The 23,494-nt window shown below is 45.6% G+C and carries 20 protein-coding genes; 4 read left to right on the top strand and 16 right to left on the bottom strand.

The features are described from left to right. Nucleotides 1–72: 72 nt before the first annotated feature. Nucleotides 73–969: an SDR family oxidoreductase gene (locus H735_RS04225; RefSeq protein WP_020197613.1), complete on the bottom strand. Its 897-nt coding sequence runs from the start codon at nucleotides 967–969 to the stop codon at nucleotides 73–75. A 188-nt stretch (nucleotides 970–1,157) separates the two neighbouring features. Here H735_RS04225 and H735_RS04220 point away from each other — a divergent pair, with 188 nt between their 5' ends. Further along, complete coding sequence (locus tag H735_RS04220; RefSeq protein ID WP_020197614.1) at nucleotides 1,158–2,042, top strand: LysR family transcriptional regulator; 885 nt, start codon at nucleotides 1,158–1,160, stop codon at nucleotides 2,040–2,042. Between the two features lie 99 nt (nucleotides 2,043–2,141). Here the strand turns inward: H735_RS04220 and H735_RS04215 are convergent, their stop codons facing one another. Then, nucleotides 2,142–3,746 carry a S8 family peptidase gene (locus tag H735_RS04215; protein WP_020197615.1) on the bottom strand — a complete coding sequence of 535 codons (1,605 nt, stop codon included), beginning with the start codon at nucleotides 3,744–3,746 and terminating at the stop codon, nucleotides 2,142–2,144. 633 nt (nucleotides 3,747–4,379) lie between these two features. On the opposite strand from H735_RS04215, the gene H735_RS04210 reads away from it, so the two are divergent. Continuing rightward, nucleotides 4,380–5,366, top strand: a complete 987-nt coding sequence (locus H735_RS04210; protein WP_020197616.1) for a cytochrome-c peroxidase — start codon at nucleotides 4,380–4,382, stop codon at nucleotides 5,364–5,366. A gap of 652 nt (nucleotides 5,367–6,018) precedes the next feature. On the opposite strand, the gene H735_RS04205 is transcribed toward H735_RS04210, so the two are convergent. From H735_RS04205 to H735_RS04175, 7 genes are all read right to left on the bottom strand, one after another. Continuing rightward, complete coding sequence (locus tag H735_RS04205; RefSeq protein WP_020197617.1) at nucleotides 6,019–7,443, bottom strand: aspartate kinase; 1,425 nt, start codon at nucleotides 7,441–7,443, stop codon at nucleotides 6,019–6,021. Nucleotides 7,444–7,524: 81 nt separating this feature from the next. Continuing rightward, nucleotides 7,525–7,911: an ectoine synthase gene (locus H735_RS04200; protein WP_020197618.1), complete on the bottom strand. Its 387-nt coding sequence runs from the start codon at nucleotides 7,909–7,911 to the stop codon at nucleotides 7,525–7,527. A gap of 13 nt (nucleotides 7,912–7,924) precedes the next feature. After that, a complete protein-coding gene (gene ectB / locus H735_RS04195) occupies nucleotides 7,925–9,190 on the bottom strand; it encodes a diaminobutyrate--2-oxoglutarate transaminase (RefSeq protein ID WP_020197619.1) in 1,266 nt (421 codons plus the stop codon). 35 nt (nucleotides 9,191–9,225) lie between these two features. Continuing rightward, nucleotides 9,226–9,759 carry a diaminobutyrate acetyltransferase gene (gene ectA / locus H735_RS04190; RefSeq protein WP_020197620.1) on the bottom strand — a complete coding sequence of 178 codons (534 nt, stop codon included), beginning with the start codon at nucleotides 9,757–9,759 and terminating at the stop codon, nucleotides 9,226–9,228. A gap of 343 nt (nucleotides 9,760–10,102) precedes the next feature. Beyond that, a complete protein-coding gene (locus H735_RS04185) occupies nucleotides 10,103–11,767 on the bottom strand; it encodes a BCCT family transporter (protein ID WP_020197621.1) in 1,665 nt (554 codons plus the stop codon). A gap of 225 nt (nucleotides 11,768–11,992) precedes the next feature. Further along, a complete protein-coding gene (locus tag H735_RS04180; RefSeq protein WP_020197622.1) occupies nucleotides 11,993–12,742 on the bottom strand; it encodes a 3'-5' exonuclease in 750 nt (249 codons plus the stop codon). Next, nucleotides 12,739–14,619 carry a DUF294 nucleotidyltransferase-like domain-containing protein gene (locus H735_RS04175; RefSeq protein ID WP_020197623.1) on the bottom strand — a complete coding sequence of 627 codons (1,881 nt, stop codon included), beginning with the start codon at nucleotides 14,617–14,619 and terminating at the stop codon, nucleotides 12,739–12,741. Before H735_RS04175 ends, H735_RS04180 begins: the two co-directional genes overlap by 4 nt. A gap of 372 nt (nucleotides 14,620–14,991) precedes the next feature. Between H735_RS04175 and H735_RS04170 the strand changes: the two genes are divergently transcribed. Then, entirely contained in the window at nucleotides 14,992–16,401 is a 1,410-nt protein-coding gene (locus H735_RS04170) for an MATE family efflux transporter (RefSeq protein ID WP_020197624.1), read from the top strand. Nucleotides 16,402–16,479: 78 nt separating this feature from the next. Here H735_RS04170 and cysS read toward each other — a convergent pair whose 3' ends face one another. Beyond that, nucleotides 16,480–17,853: a cysteine--tRNA ligase gene (gene cysS / locus H735_RS04165; protein WP_020197625.1), complete on the bottom strand. Its 1,374-nt coding sequence runs from the start codon at nucleotides 17,851–17,853 to the stop codon at nucleotides 16,480–16,482. A 395-nt stretch (nucleotides 17,854–18,248) separates the two neighbouring features. Here cysS and H735_RS04160 point away from each other — a divergent pair, with 395 nt between their 5' ends. Beyond that, a complete protein-coding gene (locus tag H735_RS04160) occupies nucleotides 18,249–20,186 on the top strand; it encodes an LTA synthase family protein (RefSeq protein ID WP_020197626.1) in 1,938 nt (645 codons plus the stop codon). A gap of 53 nt (nucleotides 20,187–20,239) precedes the next feature. Here the strand turns inward: H735_RS04160 and H735_RS04155 are convergent, their stop codons facing one another. The 6 genes from H735_RS04155 to H735_RS04130 form a co-directional block, all read right to left on the bottom strand. Continuing rightward, nucleotides 20,240–21,169, bottom strand: a complete 930-nt coding sequence (locus tag H735_RS04155) for a LysR family transcriptional regulator (protein ID WP_020197627.1) — start codon at nucleotides 21,167–21,169, stop codon at nucleotides 20,240–20,242. 146 nt (nucleotides 21,170–21,315) lie between these two features. Then, a complete protein-coding gene (locus H735_RS04150) occupies nucleotides 21,316–21,645 on the bottom strand; it encodes a hypothetical protein (protein WP_020197628.1) in 330 nt (109 codons plus the stop codon). 1 nt (nucleotide 21,646) lies between these two features. Further along, nucleotides 21,647–22,099, bottom strand: coding sequence for a DMT family transporter (locus H735_RS04145; RefSeq protein ID WP_042979524.1), 453 nt, complete (start codon nucleotides 22,097–22,099; stop codon nucleotides 21,647–21,649). Continuing rightward, nucleotides 22,096–22,536 carry a DMT family transporter gene (locus tag H735_RS04140; protein WP_020197630.1) on the bottom strand — a complete coding sequence of 147 codons (441 nt, stop codon included), beginning with the start codon at nucleotides 22,534–22,536 and terminating at the stop codon, nucleotides 22,096–22,098. The genes H735_RS04145 and H735_RS04140 overlap by 4 nt, the downstream gene beginning before the upstream one ends. Beyond that, nucleotides 22,533–23,048, bottom strand: a complete 516-nt coding sequence (locus H735_RS04135) for a VOC family protein (RefSeq protein ID WP_020197631.1) — start codon at nucleotides 23,046–23,048, stop codon at nucleotides 22,533–22,535. Before H735_RS04135 ends, H735_RS04140 begins: the two co-directional genes overlap by 4 nt. Further along, on the bottom strand, nucleotides 23,048–23,407 hold the full coding sequence (locus tag H735_RS04130) for a carboxymuconolactone decarboxylase family protein (RefSeq protein WP_020197632.1): 360 nt from the start codon (nucleotides 23,405–23,407) through the stop codon (nucleotides 23,048–23,050). Before H735_RS04130 ends, H735_RS04135 begins: the two co-directional genes overlap by 1 nt. Nucleotides 23,408–23,494: the final 87 nt, after the last annotated feature.

Genomic DNA, 23,494 nt, shown 5'->3' with positions numbered 1-23,494 from the left:
CTAAGTAATAGTTAATAGGCTCTAATATTTAAAAAGGGACTCAAACGAGTCCCTTGGTGGTTTCAAATAAGCTTAAGCATTCGTTAGTTTTTGCAGCTCTGCTTTGTTCTCTTCTAACCAAGCTTCGAAGCTCTGAGGTTGCTTGCCTGTCAGTTCTTCAAACGCTTCACTTGTACCATCTGAGTAGTTTCCGCGATTGTGTTTATCCATCGTCACACACAACTCTACGATGGGAGCAGGCAACTCAAACGACTCAAGCTGTGCTTGGTAATCTTCGTCAGACAGGTTAACCATGTTGATCGATGTACCGAGAACTTTATCTATCACTTTCGCCATTTCTGCGTGCGTTAGAGATTGCGCACCGTTCATTGGCAATACCACTTTGCCTTGCGCTGGTTTCACGAGAGCAGATGCCGCAGCAAAAGCGAGATCTTTGCGCGATAGTTGTGCAGAGCGCCCTTCTGATGCCGACGTCAACCAATGACCCGATTGTAGAATGCTCGCAAAGTATTCTGCCAAGTTCTCGAAGTACCAGTTGTTACGCATGATTGTCGCATTAGCGATACTGCTTTGTTTAATCGCATTCTCGGTAGCTTCATGCTCATGAGCGAACATCACTGGCGAGCTCTCTGCAGAAGGCATCGACGTGTAAGCAATGTGGCTCACCCCTACTTTTTCTGCTGCCGCGACAGCATTCAAGTGTGCTTGAGTGCGAGGACCAGAGGCGTCGATGCTGATCAATAGCATACTGTCTGCTCCTTGGAAGGCTTTCTCTAGTGACTCTGGGCTTGAAAAATCTGCTTCGCGAACATCCACACCTTGGCTTGTTAACGCTTGCAGTTTGCCTGCATTGCGAGTGGTCACAATCAATTGGCTTGGTTGTACATTGAGGTCTTCAAGCAATGCTTTTACCACTTGTGAACCTAGTTTACCTGATGCGCCTGTTACTAGAATTTTGCGATCTGACATGATGGTTTCTCCATTCAATTCTTACATTATTTCTTTCTGAATAAGGCGGAAATGACCAAGTTGTTTTGGCTTCCCGCTGTCGATGGAGACACTATATCGTTTGATGATTGATAGATAATTAGCCTTTGATTAAACTAATTGTTAACTCTGACTAAACAATACTAAATAGCTTTTGGAAAGTAATCGGTATGATCTCACTCGATGACATGATGGTCTTTGCCAAAGTGGCAGAGAAACAATCCTTTACTCAAGCAGCTGACGATCTTGATATTGGCAAAGCGCGCGTCTCACAAATCGTCTCTAAACTAGAGCAAGCGTTGAATACTCGTCTGTTGCATCGCACGACACGCTCCCTTTCATTGACTGATGCAGGTTTACGCTACTACGAAAAGTGTAAACTGATTGGTGATATCGCCTCAGAAGCTAACGCAGAAACACAAGATGCCAATCAAATCCCAAGTGGGACAATTCGTATCTCCACACCTAGCTCAGCTTTAGTTGATATATTGAGTGAGTTCTTACACCTCTATCCGGAAATCAAACTCGATATTATTGAGAGCGACAGTTACAGCAATCTGATTGAATCTCGCTGCGACATTGCTCTGCGTGCCTCTTCTGCTTTAGAAGATTCGAGTTTATATGCGGTTAGACTGGGCTATTTTCGCGACATGATTTGCGCTACGCCAACCTATCTCAGCAAGGTGGAAACGGTATCGACACCGGAAGATCTTCTCTCGCTAGATTGGATTAGCCACCATATCGTTCACGGTGACAAGCAACTCACGATGACCAACAACCAAGGTCAGGTCACGCGCTTGGTTCACAGCCCTAAAGTGCAAGTGAGAACCGCTGCGACAGTCAAAGAGTTTGTTTTGAATCATCTTGGGTTTGCCATCATGCCAAGCTTTATGATGAAGGAAGAATTAGCGCGAGGAGATTTAGTTCGCATCCTACCCGATGTGCACGATTTAGAGATTCCGATTTATGCGGTGTACCAAGAGAAAGCCTTGATGCCGCTCCGAGTTCGCACTCTGATTGAGTTCTTGAAGCAAAAGACCGATGCGTTTGAATAACTTCTCCTATGAAGCTCAGTAATCCCTATGCACAGTATTCCCAAAAGAAAAGCCCAACGAAAAGTGGGCTTTGTTCTCTTCTGATAACGAGAAGAATAACTAGTAGCTCGCTTGAATGCTGACACCGCTATAGTTTGAGTAACCTTGGATCATGACGTGGTAGCGTCCACTTTGTGTTGCGCTGACCGTACATGTTTCATTGTTACCGTATTTGAAAGGTCGGCAATCCCATGCATTCAATGCTGGTTTTGCACCAAAACGGAGATACAAGTCCGCATCACCACTGCCACCATACATCTGCACTGTTAAGCGCTGCCCCGCTTCTACATCAACATAGTAATACGCGACTTGACCGGTTGAACCACTTAAACCGCTCACTGGCACACCCGAGGTTAACTTGCCTTCTGGGTCCGGTGTTGGATCAGGGCCACCACAGTCTTGCCCACAATCAGCATCGGTTAAGCTATAAAGTAGCTTGTTCACGCTGCCTCTTGTATCCGTCACCTTTCCGCTTGTTGCGCGGCTAACGATCAAGGCTTCCACTTGGCTTGGCGACAACGAACTGTTTTCTTGAAGATACAGTGCTGCTACACCCGCTACATGTGGCGTCGCCATCGAAGTACCACTAATGGTTTTGTAACCACCGTCATACCATGCAGATTTGATTTGTGAGCCTGGCGCAAATACATCCACACAACTGCCCCAGTTTGAAAAACTCGAACGTGCATCCGTGCTAGTGGTCGAGCCGACAGTGACACCAGTAGCAACGCGCGCTGGAGAGTAGTTACACGCATCGGCATTGGAGTTACCTGCTGCAAGCATAAAGCTGACACCTGATTGAACCGCACTTTGCACCGCACTATCGAGCGCGACAGATTGACCGCCACCTAAACTCATGTTGGCGACTGAAGGTCCAGAAGCATTCGCAGCCACCCAATCCACACCGGCGATAACACCAGATGTAGAACCCGAACCGCTACAGCTCAATACTCTCACGCCGACAAGGTTGACGTTTTTCGCAACACCATACAAGCTGCCGCCAATGGTGCCCGCTACGTGTGTGCCGTGCCCATTACAGTCACTTGCATCTGCATCGTTATCGACAAAGTCATACCCTGAGACCGAGCGACCACCGAACTCAACATGCGCGTTGTTCACACCAGTATCGATAACATAAGCCGTTACCCCAGTCCCATCAAAGTTGGCACTGTAGTTGTTATCGAGTGGCAAGTTGCGTTGGTCGATTCGGTCTAGCCCCCAAATGGCGTTGGTTTGATTTGCGTCTGCCGAGACTATTGGGTCAAGCGATAGGATTCTGTCCTGCTCGATATAATCCACACGAGGATCAGAACGCAGATCTTTTAGTTGCTCAGGACTCAAGTTAGCGACAAATCCACTGATCGAGTGGTCAAAAACCGACTCCACTTGTATCGAATACAAACCAGACATGCGGTCTACAGACTGTTGCGTGAATTGCTCGAATTCCGGTGAGTTGCTCGCCATCATTTGCGGTTGTTGAAATACCACTATGTAGCGATCTGCAATGGCGATGTCGTCCGGAGCAAGCATCAAAGTGGCAGGCAATGTGTCGGGAGCTTGTTGTAACTCTGCACTGTCCGCAATCTCATTAGATTGCGAAAAAGCGATAGAAGAATGAAAACAGAGTGCCGAGGTGATACAACAACTTAGTAGTTTCTTTAACATAAAATGTTCCTTGAAATCATAGTCTTGTTGAATTTTACCTAGTACCAAACTGTCAACACGAAAACACAGACAATCAGCGTAGTACGCTCAATACGTGCTGCAGTGACGTTACACAAATCAAACTAGACAATGAGCAATCATATGCATAATTGATAATAATTCACATACTCAGAAACATGATCAATAACCAAGCTTTATTGAAATTGAAATGCAAAGATTCATTTAGACTTAGAGCAAAATCCCTAAAATAGAATAATTCTACACACCTGACTTATTGCCTGTTATATACCCTCCCCTTACCGATAATTTACGCAATAAAAACCGGGCTTCTCCTATATCTTAGGTTTTTCGCCTGCTAAGGTTCACTTGATTGCATAATTGACCTAAATCAACGAACCTGTCGTTTATATTCTTTGCATATTTGTAAATGAAAGGTGACCAACTGCTTGGGAAGCTAGCAAAATCAAATCGTGCAAAGTTTGTGCGTTTTTAACATCGTTTTTTGCCATAAAAACCATCGATTTTTTGCATTTTATCGAATAAAACGATTGCTATACCGTGACTTCCAGAGCGTACCAATAAGAAGTACGCCGCCCTAGTGAGAGTGTAAAATCACTTAAAAAGGAAGTTATTATGAAAACTCTTATAGCAGTGAGCGTCTTGTCAGTCCTATCTTTCGGTGCCTACGCAGAGCGCCAATCCGCAGAACCCATCAAGGTGATCGAACCAGTTGCTGGACTTGATGCGAGGAAAGTAGAACTGGGTAAAACGTTGTGGTTTGAACCTCGTTTATCCGCCTCCAACACCATTTCTTGTAACTCTTGCCATAACATCGCAAAAGGTGGCGTCGATAACTTACCAAGCTCTATTGGTCATAAATGGGCAATTGGCCCTATCAACTCACCAACGGTGTTTAATTCGGATTTGAACTTTGTTCAGTTCTGGAATGGACGAGCCAAAGATTTGCAAGAACAAGCGGCTGGCCCGATCGAAAACCCACTCGAAATGGCCTTTAGCCACCAGCTTGCGATCGACACGCTCAAGTCGATTCCTCAATATCGCGAGTGGTTTAAACAAGCCTACGGCAGTGAAACGATCACCATTGATAACGTGACTGATGCAATTGCGACCTTTGAACAAACTTTACGCACGCCAAACGCACCGTTCGATCTTTGGTTGAAGGGCGACGATAACGCCTTAACAACAGCGCAGGTCGAAGGCTACAACTTGTTTAAAGCGAAAGGTTGTACAGCGTGTCACAGCGGCCCTCTCGCCGGTGGTCAAATGTACCAAAAGATGGGCTTAGTGAAGCCGTTTGCAACGGATAACCCAGATGTTGGGCGTAAGGCGATCACGGGTAATGATTTCGATAAGTTTGTCTTTAAAGTACCGACACTTCGTAACATCGAACTCACCTACCCGTACTTCCACGACGGTTCGGTTTGGGATCTAGAAGAAGCAGTAGCAATGATGGCTGACCTTCAGCTTGGTCAGAAACTGACGAAAGAAGAGTCAGTCAAAATCACTGAGTTCTTACGCTCATTAACGGGTGACCAACCAGAGGTGACGTTACCTCATCTGCCACCATCAACCAACGAGACGGCACGTCCAAATATCTAAGTTGGTGAAATGAGATACTTTAAAGGAGCCTTGTTTGGCTCCTTTGCTGCTTATCAAGCCGCTTCAACAAAGTTTTATCTATCGAATCTATGACTTTTTCAGTCTCACCTTCTTACTGTTACCCCTACCAATTGCATATCACCCCACATGCATAACCTCTGCTTTTATGAAGAAATTCAATGTAATCAAATTTTTTGGACGAGCTTACAGTAAGATATTGATTAGTAGTGTTAAGTGAGAGGTCTAAGGATAGATCAAGATGGGATTCAAAACCGTTCAAACACAATCGCATTATGTCGATGGCATACTCGTCACAGCAGAATACCACCGCCTGTCGACGAGATTTACCTTGCGAATTGGCGAAGAGATCCTCTATTCAAAACGGCTTTGTATTATCGCGTTTAGAAACGCTCCAATTACCGTTAAAAATCGGAGTTATCGAGTAAGGATCATTTGGTGCTTAATTTGGCGATCAAGGTTAACGAAAGACGATACAGTGGTGATAGAAGAACTGATCGATAAACGACGCTCAAAGTCATTATTTACTCTTGTATTCTCCACTATCATGCGAAGTTTAAAATATGTATTCAGTTAAGCAGTTTCAAATAGCGATTAACCGCATTTGAAACTGCATCATCATTAGGCAAATCGATTAAGCAACATTCGCCGACTTACTTGTATCGCTGTCTTGTTCAAAGAACTCTTCATGTAACGCACAAATCGCTTCTTTATACTCATCGTCACTCACAACAAACTGCACGTTAACGTTTCTCATTGATGAGTGAAGAGCAATGGGTGTCACGTCGCGATTCATCAGTGCAAAAACGCCTTTAGCTAACGTCTTATTGGTATCGATTTGAGAACCGATTGCAGAGATGAGCGCTACCATGCGTCCATTAATCGAGGCTTGTGGGTAGCGTTTCTCTACTTTGTAGCGCACCTTGTTTAAGCTCTCCGCACTGCCGCCTAGATAATAGGTGATAGAGTTTGCGTTCATCTCCTTCCCTATGAGATTGACGCGAGCATCAGCGATTATCTCCATCAACTCGTAGCTGACGTTGTCTACCTTTCCAACCATGGTTTGATCAAATAGATGAAGCGCAAATACTTTCTGCTTACCGGCAATGATTTCAATGCGGTCGCTTTCTGGGCGGTAATCAGCAGAGATCAGTGTCCCATTATGCTCTGGTTCAAACGTATTTTTGATCTGTAATTCAATCCCACTTTCACGCAGTCCTGCCGCTGCATTTGGGTGAATCGCTTCCATACCAAGATTCGCTAACTGATCGGCCACATCATAATTGGTCGTTCCAATTGGATTGACACGCTCAACACCAACAACCCTTGGGTCTGCAGAGCTTAAATGGTACTCCTTATGAATTATCGCTAAGTCGGCCTTGGTTGTTGCAGCAATTCGGCTAAAGGTCATTTCGCTGTAACCTCGATCATAAGTGTGCATCAGCCCTTCTTTGCAATACGCATAACCCGTCACAATTGGCAGCTCTTGAGTCACATCTATTTCTTCAAACGCTTCACGTATCGTCTCATCTAAACTGCGAGGTTGTTGGTTATCCCAACCGGATAGGTCAACAAAGGTCGAGTTAATACCCATGTTCTTTAGCTTTAAGGCGGTGTTATAAGCACTGTGTGCTTCACCAATTGATGAGAGAAACTCACGAATTTGCGGTAAGTACTGGCGCAGAGAAAACTGCCCGTATTGGCAAGTTTCTAGGATATTGGTTACGCATATTTTTGCTTCTGAAATGCGAGAACGAATGAACTTGTCCGCGCGCATACGATTCATCGGATCGGCAAAAATATGTTCGTTTGTCAGCAGCATACGGCTTTCAACATACGCTAGCGCGTCTTGCCAAGTTTCATCTCGTTTAGAGATGAGCTGATAGACACCTGGCTTACTGGTTTTTTTGCATTCCAATAGAGCGTCTGTCATTCCGCCATAAGCAGAAACAACAAAAATACGGTTATATGGGTTTTGTGGACGAAGAAGAATGTTGTCGAGTACAGCATCGAATGCTGTCATAGATGTACCGCCGATTTTTTCTACGGTAAATGTCATGAGGGGGCCTTAATGATTGGTAATTTAAAAGAATGGATAAGAAAAAGGGGTGAAACATCACCCCTCTAAAACATCAGTGGGCTAGTCCACCAGAGGATAAACACCATTTTCGTCGTGAACTTCCGCACCCGTGATTGGGGGATTGAACACACACGCCATGACCATTTCTTTATTTTTATAGGCGCGTAGGTAATGCTCGTCATGCTTGTCTAGGATGTATAGCGTACCCGGTTTGATTGGGTAAGTTTCGCCGCCAACGACTTCAATTTCCCCTTCTCCACTCATGCAAAATACAGATTCCAAATGGTTCTGATAATGAATGTGTGTTTCGGTTCCTCCGTATATTGTCGTGATGTGGAATGAGAAGCCCATATTGTCGTCTTTCAATAACATACGGACACTTTCCCAGTTATCAGACACAACTCGTCTTTCGCTATTGCGACACTCATCGAGTGTTCTAACGATCATAATTCTTTCCTTGCTATGATGCTTGTTTGAAAAGTTTGCTTGCGATGGCTTCTACCGAGCCCTCGAAGATATTAAGCCCTTGGGTAAGTTCGGATTCGGAAATGGTCAATGGGCAAAAGAACTTCACCACTTCATCATTTGGTCCTGCGGTTTCAATCACCATTCCGTTCTCAAAACACGCTTTTGCAATATCACCAGAGATTTCACCGTTCTTACATTCGATACCAATCATCATCCCGCGACCTTTACGCTGTACAAACATCTCAGGGAATCGTTTTACCGATCGTTGAATGACTTCATCAACCATGTTCGAACAACGCTTGATGTGCGCTTCAAAACGGTCATTTGACCAATATGTTTCAATTGCTTTCGCTGCTGTCACAAACGCATGATTGTTGCCACGGAATGTGCCGTTATGTTCGGCTGGTTTCCATTTATCCAACTCAGGTTTTAATAAAACGATGGCCATTGGTAAACCATAACCGCCAATCGATTTTGACAGCGTTACCATATCTGGTTTAATGCCCGCTGGCTCGAAGCTAAAGAAAGTGCCAGTTCGACCGCAGCCTGCTTGAATGTCGTCAACAATCAATAAGATATCGTGAGCTTTGCAAAGCTTGCTGAGACGCTGCAACCATTGGTTAGACGCAACGTTAAGGCCACCTTCACCTTGCACCGTCTCTAATAAAACAGCAGCTGGTTTATCCATGCCTGCCGAGTTATCTGACAACATGGTTTCAAACAATTTGAGGCCATCAATATCTGCGTAACCTTCGAAAGGAATACGAGTAACGTTGTTTAAACTAGAACCCGCTCCTTGGCGATGATGTTGGTTGCCCGTTGCAGCTAAAGCGCCAGCCGTACAACCATGGAAACCGTTTGTGAAGGCAACGATACTGCTGCGTCCCTTCACTTTTTTTGCCAACTTGATTGCAGCTTCTACGGCATTGGTTCCGGTTGGGCCTGTGAACTGGACTTTGTAATCCAGCCCTCTTGGTTCAAGAATGTATTGATTCAGTGCTTCAAGAAAAGCGGCTTTGGCTTCTGAATGCATGTCCAAGCCATGTGTAATGCCATCCATTTCAATGTACTCAAGGAGCGCTTGCTTAAGTACTGGATTGTTATGGCCGTAATTTAGAGATCCCGCTCCAGCAAGGAAATCGAGGTAGCGTTCGCCTTGTTCTGTTTCTAACCAGGTACCTTTTGCTTTACGAAAGACGACTGGAAAACTGTTTGAGTATGAACGTACGTTGGATTCCTGCTTTTTGAAAATATCCATGATGAGACCGTTATTTGATTCCTATTTTGTGGGGATTACTTGAGGGGAATACGATACAGATACTCGGTATCGTGCTTGCCTTTGAAATGATCCTTTTCATCCAAGAAAGTCGTCACTTCGCCGGCGTTTCCATGCTGTGCATCGAGCTTTTTAAATAACGCCCAAGATGCATCATTGGATTTAGTGATTGTGGTTTCGATAGCGTTTATGCCTTCGAGTCCTTCTCGCTTTAGTAAGCGTTCAAGCATTTGAGACGCCAAGCCGTTTCCTCTGAAACGAGGGGCAACCGCAACTTGCCAAATGAACAGCACGTTAGGCTCATCCGGCTTCTGATAGCCAGAAACAAACCCTGCAATCTCGCCTTTGTGCTCGACCAAAATACAAGTTTTGCTGAAATGACTAGATTGAAGAAAATTACAATATGAAGAGTTCATATCGAGCGGAGGACAATCTGCGATCAAACCATAAATATCGTCGCCATCAGACACGACAGGTTCACGAAAAATCCATTTTTTGCTTGGGTCTTCTCCAATCTCTGGATACATAACCCAAGGGGCTGAGGTAATCATGTGTAGATACATATCCTTCGTACACTAATTAAATTTCCTTTTTATTATGCACACTGATTGTGCATAGAAATCAAACAAAGCCGCCTAAAAACCCTACTTATTTGATCTATGTCGCACTAAGGCCAAATGAGCATGACTTTAAAAATAGTTTGAGCTCTAATGTATTTATAGGATAAAAAATAAATTGAAGCCAAATGAGCAAAACATCGTCAATTTCGCACTGGGGAATTGTTTCGAGCGGGAAGAAAATGGCAGCCGATTGATGGCTAAAGATGAAGAATTCAGATAAGAAAACGGCACGCCGAAGCATGCCGTTTTTTTATTGTTATGAAGGAAGCTTAAATTACGCTTTCGCTTTCTTCATTGATTTTGATGTTGGGCGAGGCTCATCCATCAAACCTTTCACTAGAGATACCGTTGCAACCAACAATACGATAGTGAATGGCAGACCGGTTGTTACCGCCATCGCTTGTGCAGCCGCTAGACCACCACCAAGCATTAGTGCGATTGCAACTAAGCCTTCGAACGTACACCAGAACACACGTTGAGGTGTTGGTGCATCCACTTTACCGCCCGCTGCAATCGTATCGATTACAAGAGAGCCAGAGTCCGCTGACGTGATAAAGAACACCACAACCAGAATAATACCTACGATAGACGTGATTTGAGAAAGAGGCATCACATCTAGCATCGCGAACAGTTTAAGTGGAAGCTCTGCGTCAAATACCGCTTGGTAACCATCGTTCACATATTGGCTGATCGCCGTACCACCGAATGCCGTCATCCATAATACACACACGGTTGATGGGATCAGGATTACACACACGATGAACTCACGAACTGAACGACCACGAGATACACGCGCGATAAACATACCTACGAATGGTGACCATGAAATCCACCAAGCCCAGTAGAACGCCGTCCAACCTTGAGAGTAGTTCACGTCTTCGCGGCCGAATGGCATTGAAAGCGCTGGAACGTTCGCTAGGTAAGACATGATATTCTCGAAGAAACCAGTCATGATTGCGAGTGTTGGACCTACGACGATCACGAACAAAAGCAATAGCGCCGCTAAACCCATGTTGATTTCAGACAGGCGTTTTACACCGCTATCCAGACCAGCAACTACCGAGATCAAAGCAAGTGCTGTGATGATCACGATAATCACAACTTGCGTCATATCTGTCATTGGTACACCGAACAGGAAGTTTAGACCTGTTGCTGCTTGTGATGCACCGTAGCCAAGAGACGTTGCAAGACCGAATACCGTCGCAACTACCGCTAGGATATCAATAATGTGACCAGTCCAACCCCAAACGCGCTCGCCAAAAAGAGGATAGAAAATAGAACGCATCGTTAGAGGTAAGCCCTTGTTGAACGAGAAGATCGCCAAACCAAGTGCCAACAGTGCGTAGATTGACCAAGGGTGAAGTGCCCAGTGGTAAATCGTTGCTGCCATACCAAGTGCAGACGCCGCTGATGTATCACCTTCTGCTGCGCCTAGTGGAGCCCAGTCAGTACGAACACCATTCTCAACGTTCACACCGCCAAGAGCAGCACTGAAGTGAGACATAGGCTCAGATACGCCGAAGAATACCAGACCGATACCCATACCAGCCGCGAACAGCATCGCTAGCCAACCTGCGTACGTGTAATCCGGAGTTGCTTCTGTACCGCCGATACGAACGCGACCAAGTGGCGTTACGATCAGGAGCAAACACACTACGACAAACACGTTGCCCGCAGATAGGAAGAACCAATCAAGGTTAGAAACAAGCCAACCACGTAGACCCGCGAAAAACGGCTCAACTTGTTGTCTGAATGTCAGTGTTAACACTACGAACAGGATGATCGACATACCTGAAATAGCGAACACACGGTTGTGAATATCAAGTCCAAAAGGACCTACTTTTAGCGCGACGTTATCCTGACCGATCTGGTAATCAGTATCGATCGGGTTCACTTTACCGTCGGGGCGTTGGATACCGCCATTGTTGTCGGTGCTCACGATTTATCTCCTTAAAATACGTGACCAAATTAAAATCTGTGTAGGACTTTGAGTGATGGCTTTCTTGCGTCACTTACTGCAAAGCTTATTTGCGATCGTTGCGTCGCTTTTAGAAGGGTTGCTCTACTTTGTAATTTTAGCGTTAATCGCCCTGATATCGCATTGCATTTTGTTATCAGGACGACTAATAAAATTTATCGCCAATTCATAGATGATGTGGATGAGTTATTGCCATATCACGGACAGTGGCATGTCACCATCAAAGTGATATTGCAACTGGGCTTGAAGCAACTCAGCGGTGGCAAGAGCATCGGTCAGCGCATGGTGTGGTTGATAAGCAGGCAAATGGTAACGCTCACGCGCGTGGCCAAGTCGTACAGAACCCGGCTTTTTACCTTTGAGTTTGTTTAACCAACCTTCACATTCACGACGTTGAATCGCGTATTCAATGTCCAACGTATCAACGACTGGAAATTGAATCCCCTCACCCACGCTGTTTAACAACGCATTATTGAAGAATTGACGCTCGATATTTTTGTAGTGCACCACCACAATCTTTCCGGCTAACTCATCAAGAATGGCATCCAGAATTTGTTCAAGTTGCGGTGCATTCTTCACTTCTGAGTCGGTAATGCCGTGAATCACCACTGATTCTTCATTCAGTTCTCGATTTGGATTCACCACCCAATGACGAGAACCGCTGCACTGCACTCGCCCTAGCGTAAATGGCACCAAACCTATGGTGAGAATGGCGTCTTCCTCGGCGTTTAAACCCGTGGTCTCAAAATCGACGGAGACAAACGGTACCTCTTTTAATGGCGTATCACCATTCACAATAGGCGTAGAGTAATAACGTTTTAATCGAGTATCGTTCGCTTGCTCGGCTAGTTGCTCGAAGAAGATTGGCCAATCAGGTGTCTGGCTGGTATCAAGCAAATCAGTGATATCTTGCTTTTGTTTTGAAAACCACATCATTTGCCACTTCTCTGGTAACGGAACTTAATGTAGTTCTGCGCGTTGCTTAGGATTTGGAAAGCGGCTTTTAAGTTGCGACGCTCAAACTCCGACATTTCTTCTGGCTCGATGTTGTTATCCGGCTCTTCCCCGTTTTCGATATCCAGCGCTTGATGTCGGATTCGCACCATGTAGATCAACTCCATCGCATCTTTTAAGTCCATACCACGGCCTTTCGGTAAGATGCCCGCATTGTTGATGTCATCTAGACGTTCAAATGAGTTTTGCGAACGGGAGCCAATCGCCAAGGCGTGTACACGAATCAGATCCGCCATTGGCGCAGTGCCTCGACGCTTCAGGTTGATGGAATTGCGGTGACGACCGTCTTTCTCCATCACAAAGTCTTTGAAGAAACCAAGCGGCGGCGTGCGACGAATCGCGTTGTAAGCCATACAAGCTAAGAATCGATTGTTCTTCTTAGCACGACGCACAATGAAGCCGCTCAATTGCTCTGCCCATTTCACACGCCCATGTACGCCAAGTAGGTCGAAGAAAATACTGCTGTTCAGAAGTCGCTCTGGCGTTGGATCATCAATCCAGTTCGCAAAGCACTCTTCCCATTCTGAACGCGTTTTGCGCCATTCTGGGTTGGTCGCCATGATGTAGCCAGTACAGTAGGTGTACCCGCATTCGGCTAACCCATCACAAATGAATTTTGCGAGCTGAGCAAAGTAGTCGCCATGCAGTGCTGGGTCGTAGCTGTTATCCAGAATCAGCGCGTTATCTTGGTCTGTGACGATAAGCTGTTCATCACGCGCCATAGAGCCCATCGCCAATAAGCAATAAGGGATTGGCGCAGGACCTAATTCTTGCTCTGCTAACTCTGCCAGTCTTTGTTTGAAGCTGCTGCCGATCACCGACATTGCTCGTCCAACCATGTGAGCATTTGCGTCTTCACTTACCATTCGGACAAAGCAGTCTTTAACTTGTTTAGATACCGCTTTTAGATCTTCTACCGAGTTTTGTTGGAAGATAGAGCTCACAAGCAACAAGCTGTTTTGCGATTCATAACGAACGATATCCGTCATGCTGATCACGCCAATCGGCTTTTTGTCTTTTAAGATTGGTAGATGATGAACGTTGTAACGCAGCATTGTCAGCATGGCTTCAAACACGTAAGCGCTGTAATCAAGCGACACAACGTCGTAGCTCATCACTTCACTCACAGGAATGTCGCTGTCTCGTCCTTCAGCTAAAACGCGAACGCATAGATCTTTCTCGGTCAAGATACCCAGCAGTTGGTCATCGTCGTCTTCAGTAATATCTTCTTGCGCGCGGACAATCAAAAGCGCAGTAACGCCCTCTTCCGCCATCAAGATTGCCGCCTCGCGCACTGTAGCACTGGCTTCTAACGTTACTGGCTCACGGCTTAAGATCTTGCGCGCTTTCGCTGTGGTGAAGTCATTCCCATCTGAGTGGTTTGATACCGCAGTGCGCAGCCTCGCACTGTCTTCCAATTCCATGAAATCGGCGAAGTTTTCAAACTCGTCACATAGCTCAGTGAAGATCTTCTCTGGAATGCAGTAAACCAAGGTGTCTTCTATCGCTTTGGCTGGCATACGGACACGGTTGTTCATCAACAACCCCATTTGTCCAAACAAGCCACCAGCGTCGATACGGTTGTACAACTCGCCTTTGCGGCGGAAGATTTCCACGACACCACTGCGGATCATGTACAAATCACGAATGTCATCGCCTTTCTTGAGAATGTCCGTCCCTGCGCGGTAATACGCGACTTCAGCATTCATTGCGATGTTTCTTAGATGCTCTTCCGGTAAGTCATCAAAAGGTGGGTATTGGCTAATGAAATTGAGTACTTCTAATTGCTCGGCTTCCATTCTTTATTCCATGCATTGCCTAAACTAAGGCGATAAATATCACCAAGAAAATAATCACACAATAAATAAATCGAGACGTCAGATAAAAAGATTTGTAACCATCGAAAAGCGGAATAATGACTGATTATTATTGAAACGAGCGTGTCGAAAATTGCTTGTTTTCATCTAAAAACAACCAGTAAATAACGCAATGTATTCATAAAGCAAATAATACATTCAACAGCCAAAGCAATCGTTTTCTTGTGATCTAAATTACACATTGAACCTCATAACAAAAGTCCGTATATTGCGCGTGCCTACGCGGCACACCCTACAATGCACAACGCCATCCTGCTTCCACTGGTGCATTGATATTGGTGTTTAATTACATCCATGCAAAACAAACCTTCCTCTTTTTCTCGCTTTTTTAAAGAATCGGGCGCTTTGTTACACCTATCGATCCCTATCATTCTGATGCAGCTTGCTACTCAGTCGATGGGCTTTATTGATACGACAATGGCAGGCCAAGTGAGTGCTGCCGACCTAGCTGCGATCGCTCTTGGCACCAGTTTATGGCTACCCGTTTCGCTATTGCTTCGCGGTATCATCATGGCATTAACGCCTGTCGTGGCTTACCACCGCGGCGCACAAAGTTTGGATAATGTGCGTATCGCGTTTATTCAGATGCTTTGGTTGTCGGCGTTCGTTAGCGCAATTTTGATTGTTTACTTGCTGCTTGGTGAAAGCATTCTGGTTGGCTTAGGCGTTGCGCCTGAGATCATTCCTATCGCCAGTGATTACGTGGTTGCATTGGCATTTGGTGTTCCGGGCATTGCGCTTTTCTACACCTTGAATGGCTTCTGCGAAGGGATGAACAACACTCGCGCGCCCATGCTGATTTCGGTGATTGGTTTGCTGGTAAACATCCCTGTTAACTACATTCTTATTTACGGTAAATTCGGCATGCCTGCATTGGGTGCGGTTGGTTGTGGCTGGGCTACGAGCTTGGTTTATTGGCTGATGTCTGCCCTACTGTTTAGCTACATCAAACGCCATCATCACTACAAAAACATTCTGCACTTCGCTGAGCTAAAGCCGATATGGCAAGAGATCAAACAGCTGTTCAAACTCGGTATGCCGATTGGTTTGAACATTGCGGTTTGTGGCAGCATCTTTGCGGTGATTGCGCTATTGATTGGTCGTATTGGTGCAGAGAACGTTGCCGCAGCACAGATTGCACTGAACATCTCTAGCATGACTTACATGATCCCAATGAGCCTTTCCTTTGGTATCACGATTCGCGTTGGTCATGCCTTGGGTGAACAAAAGCTTGAAACAGCTTCACACCGTAGCTTGGTTGGCATTATTACCGCAGCGCTACTGTCGCTGATTTCAGTCGGCTTCTTCCTGTTGTTCCCAGAATGGATCATTCGTTTGTACACCACAGATCCGGTAGTTTCCGCAACGGCGGCTACTCTGTTGATGTTTACTGCAATGTACCAGTTCAGCGACGCGCTACAGACCTCTGCAAACGGCGCTCTGCGTGGCTACAAAGATACTAAGATCCCGATGATTCTGGCGATTCTAGCCTACTGGGGCTTGGCGCTTCCACTTGGTATGTTACTGGGTATCACAGATGAAATCGTTCCTGCAATGGGCGAAGAAGGCTTCTGGATTGGTATCGTGACCGGCTTAACCACCGCTGCAATTGCAATGCTGATTCGCTTGACGCTGGTAATTAAGAAGTACAACCAAACCGCAGAAACGAATACGGCTTCACAACCTGAGTTAGCGATTCAATAACTACGAGAGCATTTATCGTTTCAATAAGAAAGGCTCACTATCGCAGTGAGCCTTTTTGTTTTCCAGTTTTCCAGCTTGCTAGCCTTGTTTACTTACCGTTGAGCCATCACCAGCATCGTTGATTCTATAACCGAGTTCGGCAACTTTCTGGCGGATTTCGTCAGCTTGTTGGTATTCCTTCTGCTTTTTCATTTGCAAGCGCAACTCTACCAATTCCAAGATCTCACGAGGGATTTCCTCTTCTTCTACTTTATCAAGCTCCAAACCAAACACGCGGTCAAAGTAGCGTGCCGTTGCCTTTTTATCTGCATCGTTTAATGCACTTCCGAGTAACTCCCACATCAATGCGATCGCTTGTGGCATGGCTAAATCGTTATTGATGAGTGACATAAAACGCTCAACATACGTTTGGTCCACTTTGCCACCTTCTGGTAGTGTCGACACTTTCGCTTTCAGGCGCTTTAAAGCTGTTTGTGCGGCATCCAAGCTCTCCCACGTAAAGCTCAAATGACTGCGATAATGACTGGTCAGCACCAAGTAACGGTAAGCCAGCGGGTCATAGCCTTTCTCGATTAACGCATCAAGACGAAGTGACGTACCGGACTTGGAGATCTTCTCTTTGTTCAATTGAAGGAAGAAGCCATGCAGCCAGTAATTCGCTTGAACGTGTCCATTCTTTGCTTGGCATTGGGCAATTTCGTTGGTGTGGTGAACTGGGATGTGGTCTTCCCCACCAACATGAATATCGAACACCTCCCCAAGGTACTTCTCTGCCATCGCAGAACATTCAATGTGCCAACCCGGAAAACCCACTCCCCAAGGGCTTTCCCATTCCATTTGTCTTGGTGTGTCGCCGCTAAACTTCCAGAGAGCGAAATCGGTTGGACTCTTTTTCTCTGCCATTTCGACGCGAATCCCCGCTTCTAACCCCTCACGGTCCAGTTTGGCAAGTTTTCCATAATCTGGAAGTTTGGCCGAATCAAAATAAACGCCATCGGAGGTTTGATAGGTAAAGCCCTTTTGTTCAAGCTCTTGGACGAATTCAATCTGCTCTTGTATGTGTTCAGTCGCGCGACAAATGATGGAAGGCTTGGTGATGTTGAGGCTAGTGAGATCATCTAAAAACGCGTCTTCAAAATACTTTGCGATCTCCCAAGCAGACTTGTTCTGCTTTCTCGCGCCCTTCTCCATTTTATCTTCACCGGTATCGGCATCAGACACCAAGTGACCAACATCTGTGATGTTCATAACGTGGTTTACGTCGTAACCGTTGAGCTCAAGCGTGCGCCTTAGTACATCTACAAAAAGATAGGTTCTTAAGTTGCCTGCATGCGCGTAGTCGTACACCGTTGGGCCACAAGCGTACAAACCAACCTTACCGGATTCGATGGTATTGAACGGCTCAAGGGTACGCCCCAGTGTATTGAATAGTTGTAATTTTGACTGGCTCATATTGTTATTCCTTTAAATGCAAAAAGGCCGCGGATGAAAACATCGGCGGCCTTTAATATGTCTGTATGATCTTTTGCTAACTAATAGCTACGCGAAAGCCGCCGCACGTCTTGGGAGGTGCAACAACAACAGTTGGTTGAGATAGAAATAGCTAAATAGTTCATACCCAACACCCTAAATAAGAAATCTATAGAAATCAACCCTACGATTTTGACGCGTTTCGTGGCGACAAACCGAACTGCGCATGCCGTATGGCATTACTCCCCCTTACAAAGCCGTACTAATCATTACAATTAAATTTATAAATAAGCCTTATATTTCACGTTTGTTTCACGTTTTCTTTGATAAAAGACACGCCATAAAAATCAGTTACATCAGTAAATTAGGGAATATTTATGAAGAAGCCCGCATTTGGGCCTTTGCAGCCTATTGCTGTATTTGCGCTATTTTCACTTGCTTTTCTTTCCGTTTCGCGGATTTTACTCGCCATTTGGCTCTCTGACCGAATCGAATCTTTTAACGACCTTATCTATATTTTGGGTCAGGGCCTACGCGTAGACTTTGCCACTATCTGCTGGCTGTTCATTCTTCCGGGCTTACTTTCTGCTCTATTGCCTGTTCAAGGTAAGGTCGGCGAATGCTGGAAGTGGGTTCTACGTTGTTGGATGGTCGCAGGTTTGTGGATCTTGGTTTACATGGAATTGGCCACTGCTCCGTTTATTCAAGAATACGACCTACGCCCAAACCGCTTGTTTGTTGAATACCTGATTTATCCAAAAGAAGTGTTCAGCATGCTTTGGACTGGTTACAAACTAGAGCTCTTTATTGGTGCTGTAGGCACAGCGCTTACCCTTTTCCTTGGTTGGAAATGGAGTAAAAAGCTCACCGACAACGCACAACAAGTAAACTGGAAATGGCGTCCTGTTCTTGCCATTTTAGTGGTTCTAATTGGTGTTGCAGGTGCACGTTCTTCTTTGGGACATCGCCCTCTAAACCCTGCAATGGTGGCATTTTCTAACGACCCACTGATGAATGATTTGGCACTAAACTCCTCATACTCTCTGTTGTTTGCTGTAAACAATATGAAATCAGAAAAGAGCGCGGAAGAGTTCTACGGAAAAATGGATAGCCAGAAGATGCTAGACCTCGTTCGTGCTTCTTCTGCTAAGTCGAATTTTGATCCGTCAGTTCTGCCAACCATGAACAGCAACGAAGCGAGCTATCAAGGCAAGCCAAAGAACTTGGTTATCTTGCTGCAAGAGAGTTTAGGAGCGCAGTTCGTGGGTTCACTGGGCGGGCTACCACTGACTCCAAACGTCGACAAGCTAATGACGGAAGGCTGGAGCTTTACTCAACTGTACGCAACCGGTACTCGCTCTGTTCGCGGTATTGAAGCGGTGACAACGGGTTTCCCACCATCGCCATCCCGTGCGGTTGTAAAGCTGAGTAAGAGTCAAACCAACTTCTTTACGATTGCAGATCTTCTGAAAGCCAATGGCTATCACACAGAATTCATTTATGGTGGTGAAGCGAATTTCGACAACATGAAGACCTTCTTCTTTGGTAACGGCTTTGACCAAATCATCGAAGAGAAAGACTACGAAAACCCATCGTTTGTTGGTTCTTGGGGTGTGAGTGATGAAGACCTTTACACCAAGGCAGATCAAGAGTTCGAACGTCTATCAAAAACCGGTAAACCTTTCTTTAGCTTGGTATTTAGTTCGAGCAACCACAGCCCTTACGAATACCCTCAAGGTAAGATTGAGCCTTACGACTCTGAATACATGACGCGTAATAATGCGGTGAAATATTCTGATTACGCGATTGGTACTTTCTTTGATAAAGCGAAGAAATCATCTTACTGGGACGACACGGTCTTCATCATCATTGCTGACCACGATGCCCGTGTATCCGGAGCTAACTTAGTGCCAGTGAAGCACTTCCACATCCCAGCATTGATTCTTGGTAAAGACATTAAGCCACGTAAAGACGACCGTATTGCCAATAACCTAGATATGCCACCTACGCTCCTTTCTTTGATTGGTGTGGATGCGAAAACGCCGATGATTGGCCGTGATCTTACTAAGCCTCTCGCACGCAAAGACGAACGTGCCATGATGCAATACGACAAGAACTTTGGTTACTTAACCCGAGACAATCTCGTTGTGTTCTCGCCGGGCGAAAAGGTATCGACCATGCAGTACAACTTCGATAACCAAACAATGAAGCCTATTGAAGTGGATCCAACAATCGTTGAACGCGCTAAGGCCAACGCTTTGTTTGCCTCTAAGGCATACCAAAACGACTGGTACAACTCAAAAGCAATACAATAAAAACAACAAAGGAGCGCTCAATGCGCTCCTTTTTCTTGTTCGGTTTATTGTGTTTACAGCTTGTCCCAGTAACAAGGTGTGCCGAATTTTTCCGACAAGAAATCAATCACTACCCTAACCTTCGCCGCCAAGTTGTCAGTCTCCAAATACAGCGCACTGATGATCTGCTCTTCTGAAGAGGTCGAGACTTGATGTTCGATCATGATGGCTTTCAATTTGCCTGATTTGATCTTTTCGCCAATTAACCAACTCGGAAACACAACAATCCCCGAGCCCCCAACCGCGGCCGATACTAACGTTTCAGCATTGTTGCTGTAGAGTGACCCACTCACATCAAACGCTTCCAGCTTCTCTTTATCTTTACCAATAAACCAACGTTGTAGCCCTTTGGTGCCTTTGAACACCAAACAATTGTGTTGCGCTAACTCTTGCGGTGATTGAGGCTCACCATGCACTTTGAGGTAGCTTGGGCTGGCCGCCATCAAATAATGTTGATTCCCAAAGCGTTTCATTCTCATGGAAGAATCTTGAGGAACGCCAATACGAATCAGCAAGTCAATCGAATCTGCTGCTGGGTCAACAAAATGATCCGTCTGCTGCATCTCAATTTGGATCAGCGGGTAACGCTCAAGCAGTTCAGAGAGGTAAGGCGCAATGTGCTGCCGTCCAAATGCGACCGGCGCACTGATTTTTACCATTCCACGAGGCGTGTCTGCTCTTTGCTCAATGCGTTCAACAACCAACTCGTACTGCTGAATCACTTCCGCACAGTACTTGGCAAACGCAGTGCCTTCATCCGTTAATGAGATAGAGCGAGTGTGTCGATGCAGTAGTTTTGTGCCTACCTTCTCTTCTAGATGCGCCATTTTTCGCGATACCGAAGAAGGCGTCATGTCCTGCCTGCGAGCAACCTCAGAAAAGTTACCAAACTGAGTGGTCATCAAAAACAGCTTTATCTCAAGCAACGAAACGTCGTAATTCACAGAGTATCTCCATATCAATCGATCTAAGCGTAACGGTCAAAACGAGAAAAAGGCAAGCAATCAAATTACTTACCTTTTTGAATGGCCAAACTAGCGAGCTAATGCCACATGCGAAGTCATGTTTCTAACCAGTACGTTTTTACCGTTCACGAATTCAAATCACGAATATTGGTCGTCGCCACAAAGTGTGCATCTTGAGTGAACTGCTGAAACTGCTCAACCACCGCCTGCATCACGTCTGTTTGGATGTCTTCCGCAAACGCGGATTCTGACTCGATATTGATCACTTCAAAATATTGCCAAGGCGATGCTTGGTTCTGACCAAACAAGGTTTCGCCTTTAAACACTTCAAACGAAGACACACTATTGAGTTGATTTACGGTTGGAAGATCAACAGCCTTTGCCCAATTCAAATACTCGGCTTCCGATGTGGTCGGCTTAAGATTAAAAAATACGATAAGAGTTTTGTTCGCCACTTTATTGCTCCTGCTTTTTGTTCGATAAATAGATGCAGACCAACGCCCCTGCGATGCTCAGCATTGCAGCCACGCGCCAGTAATTTAGCTCGATAGGCGTATTTCCTAGCCAACCTTGCGTATCAATCACTAAGCTCATGATCATTTGCCCTAAAATGGTGGCGACGGTTGCGATCGCCACTCCGATTCTCGGTACTGAAGCGACCATTACCACCATGTAGACAATGCCAAATAACGCCCCCGTTAATTGCCATTTAGGCACGGACAACAAAGTTGTACTTTGTGCTGGTTCGAAAAAGAAAATCAGCAAGGCGGTGACAATCGTACCGACACCAAAGGTTAAAAATGAACTTTGAATCACGCCCACTTTTGCGCCTAATTTGCCGTTGATAGCCGCTTGAGCACTCAACGCCATGCCTGAAATAATCGCCAGTAAGATGACAAAAACCATCATTGCGCTCCCATGTACACGCAGCACAGCGCGAGTAAAATAAAGCCAAGACCAAGCATTCTTAGTGGGTTAGTTGGCTTTTTATCCATACCAAACCAGCCAAAGTAATCGATCGCAAAGCTCTTAACGATTTGACCAAACAACACACAAATCATGGTCATTGCCACACCTAATAATGGAGTCGACAACGTGAGCACCACCACATAGATAGGCCCAAGAAAGCCACCAATAAGCTGCCACTTCGGAATTGTGTGCCATTCAACCTGATGGTGAGTAGGAACGAACAGGCGAATCAGCCAAAGCAGAGCTGCGCCTACAGCGAAGATGCTCAACGTTGCCCATAAGTGCCCTACTTGCTCACCCAGTGGGCCAAGAAGACCTGCCTCAAACGACAGGCCCATTCCTGACACCACGACCAAGAAAACAAACAGAATATTCATCGTGGATCAAACAAAGCCACAGAGCTGTTACGTTGGTACGCCTTCCCATTCGGGTAAGACACCAACTCAAGCTGCATGCCCCAAGGCGACATAAAGTAAACCCAGCTTTCACCTGCTGTTGGGCCATCTGTCATCACAGAAGGTTCTCCCAACACCTTGATGCCGTGCTCTTTTAGATAAGCCACTGCCGCATCCATATCATCGACATAAAATGCAAGGTGGTGACCGCCGATATCGGCATTGTTTGGTGCTTCATAACGACGCTCGATGTTGTCTGCGTATTCGAAGATCTCCAGATTGATACCTTTCGCACTCATCACGGCAATCTTGGTAATTTGTGCGCGAGCATCAACATTCAAATGCTGCGTCATCCAGTCATCATCCGATGCGAAAGGCCCAAACTCGTATGCCAGTTCAAAATCAAAATGCTGACGGAAGAACGCAATCGCTTGATTCAAATTCGGTACAGTAAAACCAATGTGATCTGGTTTTTTTAATCCTGGAATTGCCATTAGATGTCTCCTCGATCGTGACGTACTTTGTTCAGTGCTCCCATGGTGGTCGCACCTTTGTTGAAGCCTGTGTATGCAGAAGCAAAGACGATCAGCTCTTCAATTTCTTCGTAAGTTGCGCCTTGCTTCAACGCCATATCAACGTGAGCACCAAATGGATTACCATCACCCGTAACATTCAATGCCATTTGGTCGATGGCAATCGTGATAAGTGCTTTGGTTTTTTGGTCGATAAGTGGCAGGCCCCATACTTTACCAGCAACACGAACCGTTAAGTCACCCCACGTTTCGTTGATGGATTTCAAACCTGAGATCAATGCTTGGTCGTCAAGTACTGCATTTTGGAATTGGTCGCTCATATTGCTTTCCTCATATCATTCGATTCGCCTTAGCGATTGAGGAGCATTATAGGGAGCGCTCGAAACGGAAAAACCACACGCGCGGTA

It is taken from the genome of Vibrio owensii CAIM 1854 = LMG 25443 (assembly GCF_000817815.1).
In the GTDB taxonomy this organism is placed as follows: domain Bacteria; phylum Pseudomonadota; class Gammaproteobacteria; order Enterobacterales; family Vibrionaceae; genus Vibrio; species Vibrio owensii.
This window is presented reverse-complemented; position numbering and strand designations above follow the sequence as displayed.